Source organism: Pseudoalteromonas sp. Z1A2, from assembly GCF_011378755.1.
GTDB classification, from domain to species: Bacteria; Pseudomonadota; Gammaproteobacteria; order Enterobacterales; family Alteromonadaceae; genus Pseudoalteromonas; species Pseudoalteromonas distincta.
In genome coordinates, this window is the sequence record NZ_WTKX01000001.1 from 15,819 (window position 1) to 36,521 (window position 20,703).

18 protein-coding genes are annotated in these 20,703 nt (G+C 38.7%); 2 read left to right on the plus strand and 16 right to left on the minus strand.

Annotation, left to right across the window (positions count from 1 at the left end; translation table 11 throughout):
* Nucleotides 1–4: 4 nt before the first annotated feature.
* Nucleotides 5–1,174, minus strand: a complete 1,170-nt coding sequence (locus GQR47_RS00055; RefSeq protein ID WP_024595653.1) for an efflux RND transporter periplasmic adaptor subunit — start codon at nt 1,172–1,174, stop codon at nt 5–7.
* 119 nt (nt 1,175–1,293) lie between these two features.
* Between GQR47_RS00055 and GQR47_RS00060 the strand changes: the two genes are divergently transcribed.
* A complete protein-coding gene (locus tag GQR47_RS00060; protein WP_076925596.1) occupies nt 1,294–2,232 on the plus strand; it encodes a LysR family transcriptional regulator in 939 nt (312 codons plus the stop codon).
* Between the two features lie 10 nt (nt 2,233–2,242).
* On the opposite strand, the gene GQR47_RS00065 is transcribed toward GQR47_RS00060, so the two are convergent.
* From GQR47_RS00065 to GQR47_RS00095, 7 genes are all read right to left on the minus strand, one after another.
* The gene (locus tag GQR47_RS00065) at nt 2,243–3,280 is read right to left on the minus strand and encodes a GGDEF domain-containing protein (RefSeq protein WP_165723354.1); all 1,038 of its coding nucleotides are present in this window, start codon (nt 3,278–3,280) and stop codon (nt 2,243–2,245) included.
* Nucleotides 3,281–3,427: 147 nt separating this feature from the next.
* Nucleotides 3,428–4,399 (minus strand): GTP 3',8-cyclase MoaA, encoded by a 972-nt coding sequence (gene moaA, locus GQR47_RS00070; protein WP_165723355.1) that lies wholly within the window; start codon nt 4,397–4,399, stop codon nt 3,428–3,430.
* A 185-nt stretch (nt 4,400–4,584) separates the two neighbouring features.
* Entirely contained in the window at nt 4,585–6,876 is a 2,292-nt protein-coding gene (locus GQR47_RS00075) for a molybdopterin cofactor-binding domain-containing protein (RefSeq protein WP_165723356.1), read from the minus strand.
* A gap of 12 nt (nt 6,877–6,888) precedes the next feature.
* Nucleotides 6,889–7,377 carry a (2Fe-2S)-binding protein gene (locus GQR47_RS00080; RefSeq protein ID WP_007582016.1) on the minus strand — a complete coding sequence of 163 codons (489 nt, stop codon included), beginning with the start codon at nt 7,375–7,377 and terminating at the stop codon, nt 6,889–6,891.
* Between the two features lie 199 nt (nt 7,378–7,576).
* Nucleotides 7,577–8,170: a nucleotidyltransferase family protein gene (locus tag GQR47_RS00085; protein WP_002958695.1), complete on the minus strand. Its 594-nt coding sequence runs from the start codon at nt 8,168–8,170 to the stop codon at nt 7,577–7,579.
* Complete coding sequence (locus GQR47_RS00090; protein WP_165723357.1) at nt 8,164–9,192, minus strand: XdhC/CoxI family protein; 1,029 nt, start codon at nt 9,190–9,192, stop codon at nt 8,164–8,166. Before GQR47_RS00090 ends, GQR47_RS00085 begins: the two co-directional genes overlap by 7 nt.
* 84 nt (nt 9,193–9,276) lie before the next feature.
* Nucleotides 9,277–10,140: a DUF6279 family lipoprotein gene (locus tag GQR47_RS00095; RefSeq protein WP_165723358.1), complete on the minus strand. Its 864-nt coding sequence runs from the start codon at nt 10,138–10,140 to the stop codon at nt 9,277–9,279.
* Nucleotides 10,141–10,921: 781 nt separating this feature from the next.
* Between GQR47_RS00095 and GQR47_RS00100 the strand changes: the two genes are divergently transcribed.
* On the plus strand, nt 10,922–11,647 hold the full coding sequence (locus tag GQR47_RS00100) for a tetratricopeptide repeat protein (protein ID WP_165723359.1): 726 nt from the start codon (nt 10,922–10,924) through the stop codon (nt 11,645–11,647).
* Between the two features lie 136 nt (nt 11,648–11,783).
* Here the strand turns inward: GQR47_RS00100 and GQR47_RS00105 are convergent, their stop codons facing one another.
* The 8 genes from GQR47_RS00105 to GQR47_RS00140 form a co-directional block, all read right to left on the minus strand.
* Entirely contained in the window at nt 11,784–13,202 is a 1,419-nt protein-coding gene (locus GQR47_RS00105) for a coniferyl aldehyde dehydrogenase (protein ID WP_206015915.1), read from the minus strand.
* 190 nt (nt 13,203–13,392) lie between these two features.
* The gene (locus GQR47_RS00110; RefSeq protein WP_165723360.1) at nt 13,393–14,868 is read right to left on the minus strand and encodes an SLC13 family permease; all 1,476 of its coding nucleotides are present in this window, start codon (nt 14,866–14,868) and stop codon (nt 13,393–13,395) included.
* A gap of 9 nt (nt 14,869–14,877) precedes the next feature.
* A complete protein-coding gene (locus GQR47_RS00115) occupies nt 14,878–15,834 on the minus strand; it encodes a porin (RefSeq protein WP_138490398.1) in 957 nt (318 codons plus the stop codon).
* A gap of 177 nt (nt 15,835–16,011) precedes the next feature.
* A complete protein-coding gene (locus GQR47_RS00120) occupies nt 16,012–17,376 on the minus strand; it encodes a sigma-54 dependent transcriptional regulator (RefSeq protein ID WP_165723361.1) in 1,365 nt (454 codons plus the stop codon).
* Entirely contained in the window at nt 17,369–19,099 is a 1,731-nt protein-coding gene (locus tag GQR47_RS00125) for an ATP-binding protein (protein WP_039488491.1), read from the minus strand. The genes GQR47_RS00120 and GQR47_RS00125 overlap by 8 nt, the downstream gene beginning before the upstream one ends.
* A 190-nt stretch (nt 19,100–19,289) precedes the next feature.
* On the minus strand, nt 19,290–19,553 hold the full coding sequence (locus tag GQR47_RS00130; protein WP_024595558.1) for a hypothetical protein: 264 nt from the start codon (nt 19,551–19,553) through the stop codon (nt 19,290–19,292).
* Between the two features lie 161 nt (nt 19,554–19,714).
* On the minus strand, nt 19,715–19,966 hold the full coding sequence (locus tag GQR47_RS00135; RefSeq protein WP_024595559.1) for a hypothetical protein: 252 nt from the start codon (nt 19,964–19,966) through the stop codon (nt 19,715–19,717).
* Between the two features lie 305 nt (nt 19,967–20,271).
* Nucleotides 20,272–20,640 (minus strand): response regulator, encoded by a 369-nt coding sequence (locus GQR47_RS00140; protein ID WP_024595560.1) that lies wholly within the window; start codon nt 20,638–20,640, stop codon nt 20,272–20,274.
* Between the last annotated feature and the right edge of the window lie 63 nt (nt 20,641–20,703).

Here is a 20,703-nt window from a genome sequence, read left to right on the forward strand (position 1 = left end):
AACCTTATTGCTTAGCCACGAGTTGTGCGTTGTCGTTTGACAATGTAAATGCCACACCGCTTGTATCAATTGTTACTGTTTGCGGAGAGATTGGCATACCAGGACCTACGCGAGCAGGACCATTTACAGCAATTACATCACCTTCGTTAAGGCCTGAAGTAACCGCACGTAATGCACCGTAACGCTCACCAATAGTAATTAGTTTGTATTCAAGTACGTTGTTTTCGCCAACGGTTAGTACAAAGCGATTTTTTAAGTCAGTACCAATTGCACGTTCTGGGATAATAATCGCGTCACTAATAGAGTTGGCTGCAAGCTTAATACGTGCAAACGAGCCTGCGCGTAATTGGTTGTTGTCTTCATTAAATACCGCACGTACACGTAATGTGCCCGTTGATGAATTAATTTGGTTATCAATAAAGTTAATGTAGCCTTTGTATGCAAAATCACTTTGACCGACTTTTTGCATTACAACAGTTTGGTGGCTCGCAGCAGTAACATCATTGAAAGAGCTATTCCATGTGCGCTCATCAACATCAAAATAAGCGTACATAGCTTGGTTTGAAACAATTGACGTTAATACGCTTTGACCCGCAAGTACGTTATTACCTTTGGTAATATTTGCGCGAGAAATAATGCCATCAATTGGTGATACTACTGACGTAAATTCTAAATCAAGTTCTGCTGAGGTAAGTTGTGCTTGAAGTGCAGAAAGCTGTGCTTCGCGTTGGCGCAGTGTTGAAGTACGCGCTTGTGCTTGCTCAGTTGAGATTGCCTTACGGTCTAATAAGCGTACCGCACGTTTGTCTTCACTTTTAGCTTGCTCTAAGGCAGCTTCTGCACTTTTAATTTGTGCTTTTAAGCTTGCAACAACCGCTGCAAATGGGCGAGCATCTAATTGAAATAAAACATCGCCTTCTTTAACCACGTCGCCTTCTTTAAATTCAATGCTATCGATGATTCCTGATACACGCGGCATTAAAGCAACTTCTTGTGGAGACTCTAAACGAGTTGTATATGTGTGCCAGCTCTGTACCGGCTTAACAAGCACCTGTGCTACATCAATTGGTTGAAGTTGCTGTGCAGGTGCTGATTGAGCTGTGCTCTCATCAGCACAACCCGCAAGCGTTAAAGATGCCGCAGTAAGTGCAGCAGCAATTAGATGTTTGTTCATGAAGACGCTCCATTGTTGATTAGCCTCGCATAATACGGATTAAACCCGTGTGTAAAAACCATAGATTTTTAAATTCATTAATGCCAAAATGGCATCAATAGATTAGTTAAGGTGTAATAATGGATACAACAAGTCGACTTTTAATGTTACTTGAAGTAGTTGAGCAAGGCTCTTTTGCTAAAGCTGCAGAAATACGCAACATAGATCGCTCTGTTATATCTAAACAAATTAGCCGTTTAGAAGATGAGTTAGGCGTTAGGTTACTCAACCGAACCACACGTTCATTTTCGCTCACAGCGGCAGGCGCCGAAATGATCAAAAAAGCAGCTGAGCTTAGAGAGCTGCTCGGCGAAACCGTGCGCATGGCTGAAAACTACCATTTAGAGCCGCGCGGCGTTTTAAAAATCACTTCATCAACACTTATTGGTCGTCGTTATTTACAACCTGTACTTAATGATTTTCAAAAACGCTTTCCGCAAGTAGAAGTTGAACTGCGTTTAGACGATAGATTAGTAGACATAGTCTCTGAAGGATTTGATTTGGCTTTTCGTGTAGGAGAGCCTAAAGACTCGTCACTTATTGCACGTAAAATAGCGCGTAACCGGTTATTAATTTTAGCTGCGCCACAGTTTATTGAAACTTATGGTATGCCAAAAACAATGGAAGAGTTAGCGCAATTACCAGCAGCAAGCTATGCCAGTAATTCTATTCGAGTAGAAGCTATAGATTACTACGATAGTAAAGGTGAACGCTGCGAGCAAAAAATAAAAAGTGTGTTTCGTGCAAACGATGCAGAATCATTGTTAATGAAAACGTTATCGGGCACAACTTACTTTGTCGCCCCTGCATTTATTATTGGTGATGAAATAATACAAGGTAAGTTAGTGCCTTTATTGACCGATGTAAAACTGATGGAATTTAGCGCTATGTATGCCGTATACCCGCATCGAGATTTACCAGTAAGAACCCGATTATTTTTTGATGCTGTACGTGAGCATTTAGGAAAAGATAAACCGATTTGGGAAAACGGGATCCCTAACTTTGAACAAATGTACTAAGTAGCACGACTTACGCAACGACTGCCTGGTAATCATTTTCTTTTTTAAATTTACAATACACTTTATTGCGACCAAATTGCTTTGCTTTGTATAACTGTTTATCAGCTTGGTTTACAAAGCTTTCCAATGAATTGGTACTTTTAAATTTTGCGACACCAATACTGGTTGTCACATTGATTGCAAGGCCGTCGATGTCAAATGTGGTACTTTCAAAACGTGCCCTTATTTGTTCGGCGGTTTTCAGCGCGGCCTCATCATTTTCAAAAGAGCTAAATAAAGCAAACTCCTCACCGCCGACTCTAAATACATACCCTCTAGCGAGTATAACTCTTAGTAAAGTCGCTACTTCAATAAGCACTTGGTCACCCACACCATGGCCATACTCATCATTTATTTGTTTAAAAAAATCTAAATCAAGTAAGAATAAATATAACTGTGACTTATCTTGTAGTTCTACTTCAAAGTAGTGGTTCATTGAAAGGCGATTGCCTGCACCCGTTAATGGGTCAAGTAACGCTAAATTTTTAAGTCGCCTTGAAAAGTGTGAACGACTCCCTTCAAAAACGTGAGAAATTGCCCAAATACTTAAATAAGCACAGAGTAGATTAAGGGATAAGTTAAAAGTCTCAAAAGGGGCAAGAGTAGACTGACTACCTAAAATAAACACTTGGATCACTAATAAATTTGCAGAGAAAATTACACCATATTGTTTACCCAATAGTAGGTAGTACAAAATAGGTAATGCAAACGACCATACATACACACCGTTACGAGGCGACGCCAAAGATGTACCCAAAATAACGATGAATGTGATAAGTGCGCACATTACAACGGATTGCCAAAACTGTAATGGGCGGCGTATAAGTGTAATGTAAGTAAATATACAATAAATGGAAAAACAGATTTCGATATAGCCAAGCAATGGAAAGTTATTTACGGTTAAATTAAATCCCGCAAATCCAACCGATAAAACACCAAAGCAAAGGCACATCCCTCTTAGAACGTCCTTTCTTAATGATTTAGTGCTATTAAGGGCTGCGATATCCATTCTAATCACTTAATAAAAATAAAAAGTAAGTTTAACGTGAAAATACAATTTAACAAGCTTTGTTGCTCTAAAACCATGTAAACACACCCTTTTATTGGTGATTTAGGGACACGTTTGATGTTTTTGTTTACAAATTAGCTCTAAAAATTAACCACCTAACATAGATAAATTAGTGGTGATGCCCGTATTACCTTGATGCAAAAGATGAGTTGGCTTTTTAGTTTTAATATAGCGAGATAACAATGCCATTAATTCACTATGCGAACTGTCGTTCATATATTCTCTTAGCGAAATACCCTCTTCAGAAAACAAACACAAGTGCAGATTTCCTTTTGCTGTAACCCTTAGTCGATTACAGGTACTACAAAAGTCGTTGCTGTAAGGCATTATTAAACCAATTCTGCCTTGATAATCAGGATGCGCAAACTCTTGAGCAGGACCTGCTGATGCACTACGCGCAACTTGCTGCCATCCCGTTTGTAATAACTGAGTTTTTAAAACGTGCCCAGATACATGGTTAGCATCAAAAAAGGCTTTGTTGTCGTTTGTTTGCATCAATTCTATAAAGCGGATGGTAACGGGACGGTGTTTAACCCAATTTAAAAATGTATCAAACTCTTTTGCGTTGTATTGCTTCATCAGCACGCTGTTTATTTTTACCGAATCAATACCCGTTTCAAGCGCAGTATCAATACCTTTCATTACTGAGGTAAATTTGTCATGCCCAGTAATGGTGTTAAACATGCGCGAATCTAAGCTATCAATGCTTACATTAATGGCGTTTAAGCCTGCATCTACCCAGTCATGAATATTCTTATGAAGAGAAAAACCATTGGTGGTCATTGCAATTTTTTTTATGCCCGCAACATCTTTTGCCGCACGAACAACATCTATAAAGTCTTTTCTAAGGGTTGGCTCTCCGCCAGTGATCCTTACTTTTTCAATACCATGGTGTGCAAACGCTTTAAGCGTATTGCTAATTTCATCAATTGTGAGAAAGCCACGGTCATGACCGCCCTGATAACCATCTGGTAAACAATAAACACACTTGAAATTACATACATCAGTAATAGACAAACGTAAGTAACTAAACTCTCGCCCTGTTGGGTCGATTAGCATAAATAAACCTTAACTAATATCAACACGTAATAACAACCTAATACCAATTTGCACTAATACTTAATCGTTTAATTAAGCAAACTGGTATAAACAACGCTACCTATTGATACATAAATAATAATTACATAAATATATTTAATAACGTAAAGGGGCAGCCTAAAGCATACCCCTTTAATTATTTTGTTTTACGCTTCTAAGCCTTTTTTAAGTTCGCTTGGCTTCATTGGCAGGTCACGTAAACGCACGCCTACAGCATTAAACACTGCATTACCAATAGCAGGAGCAACCCCTATCACGCCAGGCTCACCTAAACCAACTGGAAACTCATCGCTTTGTAAAAACTCGATGTCCATATCTGGCACATCTTGCATTCTTAGCGGTAAATAAGTATTAAAGTTAGTCGCAGATACTTGCCCATCTTTATACGTATTTGATTCATGCAATGCAAGGCTGCTGCCCCATAGTAACGACCCTTCAATTTGCGCCAGTGCGCCATCTGGGTGAACTATTAAGCCCGCATCTACAACAACATAAAGCTTTTTAAGCGTTATTTTACCACTATCACGGTTAACGTGAACATGCGCTGCGGTTGCAAGCCATGCTGGCATGGTACGTTCTTGCCCTGAGCTTACAGAAAAACCAATGCCCTCATCTTTAGCTAATTTTACAGAAGCTACTTTGTCAGACACCGTTTTAAGCACATTACGTAAGCGCAGTGCTCCGCCAACGCTCTCAGGTGCTTTACCCGCTTGCTTGCCTTTACCATCTAACATTTCAATTCTAAATTGAACAGGATCTTTGCCTTGCTTATGGGCAATTTCATCAATAAACGACTCAAGACTCCATGCAATCCAACCTGGCCCTACTGAACGTAACCAACCTGGATTAAAGGTGCTTTGTGCAACTTCGTTATTAATAGCGCGAGCACGATGACTGCTCATGCTGTACCAATGATCAGCGCCCGATGCCGAAAATGCATCAAATTTACCTTTGCCATCAACACCCGGTGATAAAAACCCTGGTGCCATAGCTTTAGTAGGCCAACCAGCAGCAAATGCATGTTCCATTCCTGTGAATGTACCATTTTTATCAAACGACGCCGTCATTTTTGCAGCAGATGCAGAGCGAGACTGATCGAATAAACTATCATCTGCTCGTGTAAATACCAGCTTTACTGGTTTACCTACTGCTTTTGCAGTTAGAGCCGCAGGTACAGTCCAATCACCAAATAATCGACGACCAAAACCACCACCTAAATAGTAAGGACGAATAATTACTTTGTTTTGTTCTATATCGAGTGCTTTAGCAAGCGCTGGTAACGTAAGTGACTGCCATTGGTTACCGGTATGAATAATCCAATTTCCGTCTTTAAATTCTGCAACCGCATTTAATGGCTCTAGCTGATAATGACTCGCTGTCGCTGTGGTATACATTGATTCTAACGACTCACTAGCGTCTGCTTGGGTTTTCTTTATATCGCCTTCATCAACAAACAAAGTGCCCGAGTCGCGTTGCTCGCATAATCGCTTACCTTCTTTTTGAATATCAGCTTCAGATATATTTGCCGACTCACCCTTTTTGTAACTCACCTTTAAAGCATCTACTGCTTTAATGGCACTTGGGTAACTATCAGCTAATACAACAACCCAGCCTTGCACTGTGTTACTAGGGTCATTTAAAATTTCATAGCCTTTGTAACCTTTAATTGCTTTTGCTGCACTATCGTCAACGTTTGTTACTGTACTGCCATAACGAGTTGGTGGAATAACTGGACGCGCGTACAGCATGCCTTCAACTTCTACATCTATCCCGTATACTGCTGTACCATTTGTTTTGGCTGGTATATCAAGCGCTTTAAAATCTTGTTTAAGCCCTGTTAAATGACGTTTATTAGCCGGTTTTAGTGGAAGGTTTGCAACTTCATCACTGGTAAATGTACGATTAAACTCGCCTTTTTTAACTATGTCTGCGTAACTAACCGATTTTTCGCCTGAAATAATATAGCCCTTTTCAGCACGACATTTATCTGCAGGCACGCCGAGCATTTTAGCTCCGGCTTCTATTAATGCAATTCGACCCGCAGCGCCGGCTTGAGATAATGGCTTGAAGCTTTGAAATACAGACCATGAACCACCCGTTACCATAAAGCCCCATTTTTCATGAGTATCTACGTAGGTAATTGATACTTTATCCCAATCACATTCAAGCTCATCAGCCACAATGCGCGCAAGAGCAGTACCGATATGTTGACCCATTTCAGCTTTAGCAATACTCACTTCTACGGCGCCGTCGGTGCTCATAGTCCACCAAATAGTGGGTGAAAAAGCTTGTTGCGCAATTGATTCTTTTGCACTGAGCGAACCCGAAAATAACGAAGGGGCAAACGCCATGACTAAGCCTGCGCTAGCAGTGCCGATCATAAACGAGCGACGATTTAAATTAACGGTTTCGCTATTTTTTTGAAATAATTTTTTCATTATCGGCTCCAGTTAAGCGTCTTGTGCATTTGGATCAAATATATTTACTACACTTTGTGACTCATCTGCAGCGCGTTGAATAGCAGTTTTAATACGTTTATAAGCCATACAGCGACAGTAGTTACCATTCATGTGGCTTACAATTTCTTCATCTGAAGGACTTGGATTAGCTGCCAGTAATGTAGCAGCTTGCATTATTTGCCCCGACTGACAGTAACCGCACTGTGGTACTTGCTCTTCAACCCATGCTTTTTGAAGTGGGTGTTCGTTATTAAGCCCTTCAATTGTGGTAATGTTTTTTCCTGCAATTGCGCCAATTGGTAAAACACATGAGCGAGTTGCTTGCCCATCTAAATGCACCGTACACGCACCACACATTGCAATACCGCAACCAAACTTCGTACCTTTTAATCCAATTTCATCACGAATAACCCATAACAATGGTGTATCTTCACTTGCGTGTGATTCAACCACCTTGCCATTAATTGTAAACGTCACCATAGCTTGCCCCTTGATTAAGCTTTATAACCTGCGTTTAAATTGTTTAATTTAAACGCAGGTTATAACAGTTAAGATTGTTGTAACTACTAATCCATAACACATATAGTTACCGCATCAGCTACATTAACAGCTAAATACCATAACCACTGCACTAAAGCGTTAGCGCAGCTAAAACTTATTTTGCCCTACTAATACTTTTTCACTCATTTTTAGCTATAAAATTACTTAGCTGCTTTTGAGTATCTATATCTACACTCGCACTACTTAAACTAATTGTATTGACGACCTCACTGTTGGAACGCAGTAATTGCTGCGCACCTCTATCTGAAGTTAAGCTTGCAAGCTGAGATAAATCAACCGCTGGGAATATAGCGGGTACACCTAAACGCTCGCCATAGTTTGCGCACCAGCGCGATGGGTTACGTTTAAAACCAGTAACTAGCTCACTTAAGTGCGCTACTTTTAGCTCAACCTGATCCGCGAGCATAAATAAAATCCCATCAAAGGACTTATTTTTAAACACTGTTTGAGAAGCTATCGCGATTGAATTACCTAAGCCTTGGCTCCATTGCTTGTTCTCAATGAGCTCTATGTTTTTATAACCTGCCAGTGCTTGTACTACTTCTTTATGCCATGCCCCGGTAACTACATACACCGGCGTGTCATCAAGTTCTTGAAGTGTATTTACAGCATGCTCAATCATTGTTTTGCCAAAGCCAATATCAGCTGTTAATTTACAGCCGTTAAAGCGAGATGATTGCCCTGCGGCTAAAACAACTTTTGCAATTAGCACGGCTCTTGCCCCCAATGACTTAGTGATTGGGCATCTTTATCACACAGCACTGCATGTATTTCGCTGATCAGCGATAGTGCAATACTCTCTGGCGAGTCGCCCCCTAAATTTAAACCGACAGGCCCAAAAACAGGAGACTTAATTTGTGAAACACGCGTATTTGCGTGCTCTAAAACTTGTTCACGTCTGTGCTTCGGACCCAATAATCCTATATATTTAAACGGAACATCTTTAAATTGAGCCAACGTACTGGCGTCAAGTTCAACGCTGTGAGCCATTAGAATAGCCGCATCAACTTTATGGGTTATACAATATTCTTTTAACTCACTCGGTGTGATGCGCAAAATAGCATCTGCATTTTTAAAATACTGTCTTTTTGCATTGGCAGCGCGCGTATCCCATACAGTTACACTCCAACCAAGTTGTTTGGCAAATGTATAAACCGGAACTGCATCAGCGCCACCACCTACTATTAATAGATGGGGCGGTGGATAAATAGAGGTTTGCAAACTCGTAGCGCCTTGTAATTCTACCAACTGCGCTTTGCGGTTCATTGATAAACCATGCAACTCATCATTTTGCGTAAATACACCACTACCGGCTGGCAAAATGGGGCTTACTTGTTGAAGATATCGCCCTGGTTTATTCTCATTAAGTGCTTTAGATACAAGCTCTAACTGTAAATAGTCATTAGCCTTATGAATAGGCTGCAGTAAAATATGTACTATACCTCCACAACCAATGCCAAGTTGAAATGTTAAATCGTCTTCATCGGTGGCATCATAACTAATGGTTTTACTGCTTAAAGTACTCATTACTTGTTTAGCATGGCGCTGTATGTCAGCTTCTAAACAGCCACCCGAAAGCATCCCTAAGCGCTCGCCTAGGCTCGAAATAAGCATCATAGCACCTAGCTTTCTGTAGCTAGAGCCTTCAATTTTATACAAAGTAGCTAAAACCCATTCTTGGTTGTCCCTGTTGGGATACCAAGTGTTTAAGATACTTTTCAAATCTGTAACCATATATTGCCCTTTAAAAAGCATTTTTGCGTTTAAAAACAAATCAGCCTAAACAGCTAATTTAAAACTTAATAATTCACGCACAATTTAGTTTTCTATTATATCGTTTAAGGTCTCAATTAACTCATCAAATTGATCATTAACGCTTTGGCGTTGTTTATCATTTAAGGTTGAGTTTAATTCGTAGAGTAAATTTATATATAAATCTAAGTTTGCTTCATTGGTTTTCAATAGTGCGTCGCTCATATATAGTTCGCGCTCTTTAATAACTGTACTCAACTGATTTATAAATTCTTTTTTTGTAATTTCAGCATTTGTAAATACCTGTTTGGCCGCATTCAAACGGGTTTGCTTGTACTCTAACCACAGCGCTCCTGAGTCTTGATGTTGCTCATTAGTTGATTTAATCAGCGCTTTTTGTTGTTTATTAAGTTTGCCTATCCACTGCTCGTAGTATTCAAATTGCTCTTCCAAACGCTCACTTTTTCGCTCAAGCGGGGTTTGTTCGTTAAACTCTTCGCGTTCGTCGTTAATTTTTATTTGAATATTGTTTAAAAGTTCTTCTCTTTGCTCACTTGATAAGGTTGCCCCAAGCTCAGCTATAGGCATGTGCGCGTATTCAAGTAGGTTCTGCCAATGTTGTTTTGCAAGCACAACCTGTGTTTTTAATTGTTTAGCCTTCAATGTTTGGTTAAACAATACTTTTATATTTTGTATGTCTTGTCTGTAGGCGGGTAACTGCGTACTTCTATGCCACGCTTGGGTCGAGTTAATAATCTGTTTGAGCTGCTTATTTTGTGTTTTATTTAAATCAATATAATCATCTACCCAAAATGACGAAAGCCAGCTCAAGTTGTTATAAGTGAATGAGGCTGAACAGCTACACAAAAATACCATGCTGATAGCAAAGCATGCATTTATCACTTTTTTAGCTTTAAGATTATTAAGCATCACTTTCCTTATTTTAATTTTATAATCATGAAAATCTTATTTGATAATAATTATCATTTAAGTATTGACTTGCGCGTTAATCTAACTAATAATCATTATCAGAAACAAAGTGTACCGACCTCAGTGCCTATGGAAGGATATTCAGCAAGGATGCTGACACATTAAAAGAAGAACGTGCCGCTTCGTGGTATTACTTACTCGACCCAAGTAATAACACCAAATATCACATTTACTTGCTACATTGCTCATATTAGTGACGGTTAATATGACTCAAAAAAGCCCTAACGGGCTTTTTTTATATCTTTAAATTTTCTATAAAATCTGTATCTTACACTTCTTAAACTCATTTACTTACCTTGAAAGTCCACCGCGCCGTTATTTACATTTTATACGCACGATCTTATAAGGTACCGCCTTGCGTTTACACTAAAGCTGGCGTAAAACATAACAGTAGACACCCTTTTTTGCATCTATTTATAGTAACCGATTTAGTCTTTACATAAATGTATTGGGTATTAAACGTTTATAATGTGCAAATAGTGCAAAAATTTAATAAATTAACATTTAACTATGGCCTGTTGACCTTTTAGGATTAAAATTTGTTCTATCTAGGCGTTATTTAATCGCCGCGCGAAGTTTGTAACTTAGTAAGCTCATTAAAAAACCGAGCAGCAAAGAGCAAACCGCCTCAAGCGCGAGCCTAAATAGCAGTGGGTGTTTAACCTAAAAAATGTACTGGCCCTAAAATCTATCGAAACTATTACTAATTGGAGACATTAATATGTCACAGTTTAATTTAAAAGCACTCATTCTTGCTGGCGTTTTACTTGCCAGCTCTTTCGCTCATGCAACATTAGAAGATGGCATAAGAGCAGCTAACGAAGGTGAATTTGCAGTCGCCCTAAAAGAATTCCAATACCTAGCAGACAAAGGTTTTGCGCCAGGAATTTACGAACTAGCCAAATTATACGAAGGTGGATACGGTGTAACACGCGATTACCGCAAAGCAGCTGCACTTTATCAACAAGGCGTTAAAAAGAACCATGCTGATTCGATGTTTGCTCTAGCTGTTTTATACGACGAAGGTAAAGGCGTTAAACTTGATCATCAAATGGCAATTACCTTATTTGAAAAAGCAGCTAAGAAGAATTTACCTGCGGCTCAATTTAATTTGGGCGTAATGTACGCTAATGGCGTGGGTGTTACACGAGACTATGAAGCGGCACGTAACTGGTACGAAAAAGCAGCTGCAAACAATTACTCTTTAGCGCAATTTAATTTAGCCCTCATGTATTTTGAAGGACTAGGTATGCCAAAAGATTTAGAAAAGTCATATATTTGGAATACTATCGCTGAGTACAACGGTAATATGCAAGCGAGTCATAGCCGTAAACTTGATGAGCGTAAAATGCTGCCTAAAGAAATTGAAGAAGCTAAAGAAAAAGCCGATGCCATTTATGCAAAAATACAAGTGGGTACCTATGCTGGCGAAGGTCGCTTATTTTAAAGTCTTATTTTAGAGTTTAAGACCGTAGCTTTAAACTAATCTAAAAAAGGCTGAATTACATAATGTAATTCAGCCTTTTTAATATATCTTGATTAGCAAGTTAACACTTATTCAACTTTACCAAATCAGCACCCTATTATTTTATGTAAAGCCACTTTAGAAGCTTAATAATAAGTTTGCTTTGTTTTAGTAGCATAACAATGCGAGGATTAAACGAGCCCGATACTAACGTATTTTTAGCATGGCTAAACGTTAAAAACCCTTCTATGCCATGATAATGCCCCATTCCTGAATGCCCTACACCACCAAAGGGAGCATCATCAGCAGTTACTTGCACTAAGGTGTCGTTTATTGCCACAGTGCCACTGATTGTTTGCTTCATAATGTATTCTTGAGCGTGCTTATCTTGGCCTAAAATATAAAACGCTAATGGGTGGTGATGAGCTTTAATATAGTCAATTGCGCTGTCGAGCTTTTCATAACTCATTATTGGTAGTATTGGACCAAATAACTCATCTTGCATAAGCTGCATTTCGTCAGTTACTTGAGTTACTAAATGCAGCCCCATACGGTGCTTTTCTTCGTCTTGCTGGTTTTGCTCAAGTGGCTTAATAATGTTTGCACCCAGTTCTTGGGCTTGCTCTAAGTAGGTTGCCAAACGTTTATAATGCGCATCGCTAATGATAGAAGTTAAGTTTTTACCTTCAACACCGTCTTTAAAATGCTTTTTATACAACTCGCATAATTGCTGAATAAGCTGATGCTCAAGCTCTTTGGGTACAAATACGTAGTCGGGTGCAACGCATATTTGCCCTGCGTTGGCCATTTTGCCAAACAGTAAGGCTTGTGCCGCTTTTTTAATATCGGCATTTTGCGTAATAATAACTGGCGATTTACCACCGAGTTCAAGCGTTACCGGCGTTAAGTTACGACTCGCTGACGCCATTACTAATTTACCTACGTTCGTAGAACCCGTAAATAATAAATGAGCAAATGGCAGTGATGAAAACTGTGCTGCAACATCACTCCCCCCTAGTATTATTTTACAATGAGCTTGCAGATCATCTTTAAAGATTTTTTCGATAACGGCGTTTGTATGAGGTGTGAATTCGCTTAATTTAAGCATCACTCTATTACCGGCAGCTATGGCGGTAAGCACAGGTACTAACGCTAACTGAATGGGGTAATTCCACGGTGCAATAATACCTACCACACCTTTGGGCTGATAATTAACACTTACTTTTGAAGGCCACAAGCTTAAACCCACAGAGCGATTACTTGGCTTTGCCCATTTTGGCAGTTTTTTAATAATGTGCGCGAGTGTTTGCACTGTAGGCAATATATCGCCAAGTAAAGTATCGAAAGCGGTTCTGTAACCAAAGTCTTTCGAAGCAGCATCTACTAGCTCTTGCTCAAGTTCAACAATACGTACACGGAGTTTTTTCAATAAAACGAGACGTTTATCAATTGGCAAGTAAGGCGTTTCGAGAAAGCTTTTTTGCAATTCATCAAACTGGGGAATTAAAGGCATTGCCTGTGATGTCTCAGTGCTCAAAATAGGTTACTCAATTTTTAAAGTTATTAACGACTATAACCTTGTTCTGTTTTTCGAGCAATAACACTAATTATCTAAAAAAGAGCTTCTTAAGCAATATAAATAAGCATAAAGAGTAGCTTTGTTTAAAATTGTAAGTATAAACGAAACTACTCTGACATAGGTTGGTTGGAACTAATTTAGTACAGCTTTAAAAACCAAATACTTGGGCTGCAATCGTCATTGTAACCAGCGTAATTAATACAATAGCCACAATGTTTAGCACAAAGCCCGCTCTTATCATGTCGCGCATTTGAATTTGCCCTGAGCCAAACACAATAGCATTTGGTGGTGTCGCTACCGGCATCATAAACGCACAACTACACGCTATAGCTGCAGGAATAACCCAAACCAATGGTGAGCCTGTTATAGACTCTGCAACGGGCCCTAACAAAGGAAGAAAGCCAGCTGCAGTTGCTGTATTGCTTGTGATCTCAGTTAAAAACGTAATTAATGCCACAACAACAAGTACACTCATAACTAGTGGAATAGTGCTAGCGCCTTCAATTAGGTGAGCAATAAACTCAGCAAGCCCTGATGACTTAATTTGAGATGCAAGTGTAAGCCCGCCACCAAATAATAATAAAACGCCCCACGGCACTTTAGCTGCGCTTTCCCAATCAAGGATACGCTCACCTTTGCCTTTATTCGCTGGCATTACAAACAACAGCAATGCCGCTGCAATTGCAATAGTAGTATCTGAAATATTAAGACCTGTTATGTCACCTAATAAAGGTCTAAATATCCAACACAGTGCTGCTAAAACAAACACAAATAACACGCCTTTTTCGGCGCGCTGCATTATACCTAGGCTTTTTAACTGCGTTGAAAACACCGCTTTTGTATCAATTTTTTGATCGTTTTTAATATTAGCATCTACTTTATACGCAAATTTAGTAAGCCAAACCCAGCTAATAATTAGCATACCTAAAGACAGAGGTACGCCTACAATCATCCATTGCGCAAAGCCAATTTCTATTTGGTAACTATCTGACAAGTAAGCAGCCATTAAAGCATTAGGCGGAGTACCGATTAAGGTAGCAATACCACCAATACTTGCACCATAAGCGATTGATAACAGTAAAGCCTTACCAAAACCTTCATTACTCGGGTCTGACTGCTTAACTAAATTAGTAATTGAAAGCGCAATAGGCAGCATCATTACAGCTGTTGCGGTATTAGACATCCACATCGACAAAAATGCGGTTACCAGCATCATTGCTAAAATTTGCAAGCTTGGCTTTTTACCCGCATATAACATGGTGCTTAGCGCAATACGTTTATGTAACCCCCAACGCTCCATAGCAATAGAAATTAAAAAACCACCTAAAAATAAAAATATTAGCGGGTGCGCATACGGGGCAGCCACGCTTTTAATTGCTGCTATATCAGCAAGTGGTGATATTACCAGAGGGAGCAAAGCAGTGGCTGGAATTGGTACTACTTCGCTCACCCACCACGATGCCATCCAAAATGCTAAACCTGCCGTTTTAAATGCCGCTACAGACATACCCGTTGGTGGATCGAGTAAACATGTCAATAGCATTACTACAGGGCCTAGTATCAAAAAAAGCCATTGGAAATGTCTTTTCTTATCTGGTTTTTGCGTGAGTATATTATCTGTCATGGCAGGCCTCTAAAATTTGTATTTAAGACCAAGCGCAACACTGCTGTCGTCTTGTTCTTCTAAATTAAGGTCGGTGTATAAAAGGTAAGCAGTTGTTTGCTTATCAAATACATAGTCAAGGCCCGTAGTCCATTGTGTTGCCTCAGAAGTTTGACGAAGTAAAGAGTCATCTTTAGCAAACTGTAATTTAGGTACCCATTTATCAAGCGTATAGCTTGCACTTAACACATAACCGTTACCTGATTTTATACCATCTGTTGATTCAGAATGCTGATACAGTGCACCAAGCTGTAATTGTTCAAATTTATAGGCTGCTGCTATTCGGCTCGCATTAATATTATTAAGAGAATCAACATGGCTTAATGATAAGTAATATGAGGTGTTTTTTAAGCTACGATCACCATAAATAAAAGTTGCTGCAAATCCAGCTTCGTTATCTTTGTTGTCGTCTTTTGGAGCATAAGTAAACGAAAATTGCGTATTATGCCAATAATTAGAAGTGTATGTTAGCGTATCACCAAGTCTATCTTGTCCTGCAATAACTTGGGCTATGTCACCTTGGGTTTCATTAAAGTTATCAACTTTGCCTTCAGAGTATTTAAAGCGAGTATCATTTCTTCCCACTACAAGCTCGCCAAATTGACCTTTTAAACCAAGATAAGTATTCCTTGCACTAAATGGCTCTTCGGTGTCATCTTGCTCAAAACCTTTTACTTGCACTTCGTATTTAAAAACAACGTTTAAATATTCATTTAATTTGTGTTGCCCTTGAATGCCTATACGCGAAAATGGCGCTTCAATCTGCGTGCCTTCTTCTGCGTAACGCATAATACCCGTATCTGTATTAGCAATTTGCACTTCGGCTTTACCATAAACATCATATTCAGTAGCGCAAGCCGTGTACGAGTAAAAAGCAAAGCTACTTATTGAGGTGAGTAAAATAGTAGAGTGTGTAAACTTTATCATTATGTGTCCTAATTATTAGAATCTACTTGTTGTCAGACCTAATAAGGCAACTTTACTGCCAATGGTAAAATACTTCTATATTTCAGATGGTTAATGGATATTGCGTATAAAAAAAGAGAATAAATGTGCGGTTTCCCACACACCATAAAAACGAAGTTGTCACATAAACCACACAATTTAGTCAATAAACATATCACGGTTTAAATTGTATTTACTCATTTTATCGTAAAGGGTTTTACGAGCGATTTGCAGTGTATCCATCGTATTTTTAATACTTCCATGGTTACGCTCTAGGGCTTCTTCTATTAACGACTGCTCATAAAAAGCAACTTTTTCAGATAGGCTTAAATCGGGAGAAAGCTCACCTTTAGCCTGCGTTTTGCTAACACTAAAAGCAAGTTCTACTCCTAATAAAACCGCGCGCTCAGCTTGGTTTCTAAGCTCCCTTACATTACCAGGCCAGTCGTACGCTAAGAGTCGCTGTTGTATTTCGCTATTAAGAGGTGCTGGCGGCTTATGATAGCGTGTTGCTGCAATAGAGCTAAAGTGCTTAAAGAGTAATACTATATCTGCTTTTCGAGCTCTAAGAGGCGGTATATCTACTTTTACCAAACTTAGCCGATAATATAAATCTGCTCTAAATTCACCTTTTTCAACTAATAAAAGCAAATCTACTTTAGTGGCTGCAACAATTCTTATATCTAATTCAATTGCTTTATTATCACCTACTGGAGTTACTTTTCGCTCCTCTAATACGCGTAATAATTTAACCTGCAACGACATTGGGGTGCTTTCTATTTCATCTAAAAAAACTGTACCACCTTGTGCAAATTCAAACTTTCCCTTACGAGTGTGAGTTGCTCCGGTATAGGCACCACTTGCAGCACCAAATAACTCACTTTCTATCAACTGCTCAGGCACCGCGCCGCAATTTATAGCCACAAAATTACTTGCTGAGCGAATACTTTGATCGTGTAAGTAGCGCGCTACAAGCTCTTTACCCGTGCCAGTTTCACCTTCAATCATTACATCAGCAGGGGTATCAATAACCGTATTGAGTAAATGCATCATATCTTGCATTTTAGGAGTATCACCCAGGATTCGTACACCCGGCGCTGAGGTTTTTTGTACAGCAAGTTTTAGTGCACGATTTTGAATCACTAAGCTACGCTTGTCGCATGCTCTTGCTATGCAATCAAGCAATGTTTCGTTTACTGGTTTTTCAAATAAGTCATACGCGCCTAATTGCATAGCTTTAACAGCAATAGTTACATCGGCGTACCCTGTTAAAAATATAACAGGCAGTTCACTATCAAATGCCGTGACTTGCTCAAGCAAAGTAAGCCCATCCATTGCAGGCATATTTATGTCACTCAGTACAACGCCCATAAAACGTCGATTAAGCTTTGTTAGAGCCGTACTTGCATCATTAAAGCACTCAACTGTATAGCCTTCGAGAGTAAGTAATTGCTTTAATGAATCTCTGATCATCGCTTCATCATCAACTACAATGATGTGCCTACACGGTGAGTTTTCAATCATCTGTTTTATCCTGCGTGCTTGATAGACTGATTATAAACTCAGCCCCGCCTTGCAGTCGATTGTGCGCACTTAAAGAGCCATTAAACGAGTCAATGATTTGTTTTGAAATAGATAGTCCAAGGCCTAAGCCGTTACTTTCTTTAGTACTATAAAAAGGTTCGAAAATATTACCAAAAGCATGTTGCTCTATTCCAGGCCCTGTATCTAAAATTGAGAGTTTTACTCGGTTATCAAAGCACTCAACATTAAAACTTAATTTACGTATTATTGCGCCATTCATAGCTTGGCTCGCGTTAGTTATTAAGTTAACCAACACTTGCTCAAATTTAAGTGAATCAACCCACACTATTAACCCACTATCTAAATTAGGCTGCTCTACGTGTACGTTATCTTGCTTTAGTTGTGAGCTGGCAATCATCAAGGCGTTATTTAATAAACCAGCTAACGGATAAGGCCTTAATTGAGTTTGTGATGGTTTGCTAAAATGTTTTAGCTGCCCCACTATTTTGTGTACGCGACCTACAAGCCCCTCAATCACCGTTATGCTTTCGCCAAGTGCGGTGTAATTTTGCTTAGCGAGTAAACGTTTGGCGCTTGCTAGGTATGTATTCATAGCGCTAAGGGGCTGGTTTATTTCGTGATTAATACCTGCGCTTAACTGCCCAATTGTTGCAAGTTTTGCTGATTGAACTAATGCAACTTGCGTTTTCTCAAGCTCTTGTGTGCGCTCAATCACTTTTTGCTCAAGACTATGCCTAGAGTAAACGAGCTTTTTATAACCCGCAAAACGAGCAAGTAAGCTATAACCAACAATCATAACTAAAGCATAAATACTAAATGCCCAAAACAAGCGTATTAATTGAGCTGAATTTACTTTTGTAATATCAACAAGTACGTTCATATGTGCACTAAAGTAACGCAATGGTTTTGTCGCACTCACATAAAGGTTTTTATTAATTTTGAAATGCGAAATACCCTGACTCTTATATTGAAATTGCTTAATATATACAGGTTGATGATCTAAATAAGCGCGGCGTAACTTTATATTACGTCGCTTTGTTATATCAAACTCGCTGAAGCTATTTAAACGCCATGTTTGCATATCAGACATCGCAATTACATTATCACTAAGCTCTAAATAAAAATGGCTACCTTTAGATGTATTTAAAAGCTCTCTGTCGTTTTCAAATTTGCTTACATTCACTTTTAATACAACAACACCAACCGCTTTGTTGTCGTGATAAACAGCCTGCGAAAAATAAATACCACGCTCTTTTGAACGCATACCTAGTGCAAAGTAGGCCACTTTTTCACCTGCAAATGCACGCTTAAAGTAAGGTCTAAAGGCAAAGTTACTGCCTAAAAATGTGTAATCGGCTTGCCAGTTACTACTTGCCGTAACTGCGCCCTGGGCATTAAGTACAAATATATCTGATGCACCACTGGCTTGTTGTATATCAGCTAAGTAGTTATTTATAGCGTTGTAATGGGCTTGGTCGCCGTTTGCAAATTCAATCATTAACTGATTATAAGTAAGTAGCTGGGGAATAGCCGAAAAACGAGCGAGTTCAGTATCAATGTAATTATTTAATTGAGTAACCTGACGCTGCGCTTGAGCTGTTGCTTTTTCAATATCGTGAGCGCGGCCTACCCAAAATGTAACAACCAAAATTAATACTAATAATATACATACTGTAATTATTTTTTTAGAAAACGTAAACATGGCCTACCCGAGAAATAGCCTAAAAATTTAAGGTCGCTAGTGTAACGACTTATATGAGGCAGGGATATAAACTTTTTGTTAACAAATGAATTTAGTTATACTTGTTAATTAAATCTAGTCCTAAAAACAAAAAACACCGCAAACAGGTGTGCTTGCAGTGTTTAAGGTTTAGAACAAAATTAATACGTTATTAATTTGTAGCTAAAGCTGATCTGTTTTTTAGGTATTTGTATAAACCAATTAATGAAGCAGCTATCCAAAATATTTCTATCACAAAGCTCGCTAAATTAAAGTTATAGCAAAGGCTAATTAACAACAAAATCGCCCCTGTTAAATTCATCATATTATACGTTAGGCTAGATGGGGACGTTTTTCCTAGCTGCAGTAAGAAAAATGAACCAACTACTAAAAAAGTACCTGTCATACCTATGATGTCAAATAAGAGTGCTATCACGAAACTATCCTTTATCCATTTTTAAATAACCCAATAAACTGGCCCGATCCATGGGGAGGGTATTTTTTCATTCATTGAAACAGCAAACCGAGCGATTCTATCAATATGATAAATTCTAACAAGGCCATATGTCCGTATGAAGAAATTTTACTGTATCTGAATTATTTAAAAGTTACTTTGCCACCAATTATTTTGTAGGCAGGCGCACCACGAATAATCGCTTCTCGGGCAAAAGGCCGACTACAGTTAGGACAAATACAGGGCTCTTGTGTAAAGTCTTGACTAATACGCTCTTTAAAACACTTAACTAATGCTCCTTTGCCTCCTTTTCGATACTTAAATAAGGAAGCTTTACAAGCAGAGCAAAAAATATCGACCGTTTTAGTGGGGCCTTTTTTATTAGGTTTTGCCATTAAGTCCTTCAGTACTATATAAAAAATTATTCTTTATGATACCAGTTTATAGCAATTCGTTTAATTAAGTGATCTATTTAGAGGGTAGAAAAACGTGTTGATAGCTAGGCGAAAATTCGCTATTTAATTGTTCTAAATGAGAATTTTTTAACACAGGGAGCGATACATTTAGCCTCGCAAAATGATTAGGTATTATTGCTCATTGGTATTAGGTAGATAAAGGTGACCACTGGGTTTTAGAATTTTTACGCGGTATGGATATTAAAGTGAGCTCACAATAATTTAATGATGATGAAAAATATAACCTAATCTTTGAAAAAGAAGCGGTTTAATTGAGATGATAATACATTCATATTAAAAGGTTTGATTATAAATCCCGATACTTTAGCTGCAATAACTTGCTTAACTTTATCTGTACTATCCTCACAGGTAACCATCAACACAGGAATATCAGCAAGGGCTCTGTCTTTTCGAATGTTTGTGAGTAAATCAACGCCATCCATTTTTGGCATATGAAGATCTGTAATAACCAAATCGAAATGCTGATCACGTAATAAAGCCAAAGCCTGTAATCCATCAGTAGCTTCAACGATATTGCAATACTCCAACTTTCTTAGCATATTAATTAAAACATGACGCATGAGCGGCATATCATCAACTACTAATATTTTCATTAATACCGCTACCAAATCATGTAAATACGATTATATAAACCTACTCTACTCTCAGGTAAGAAT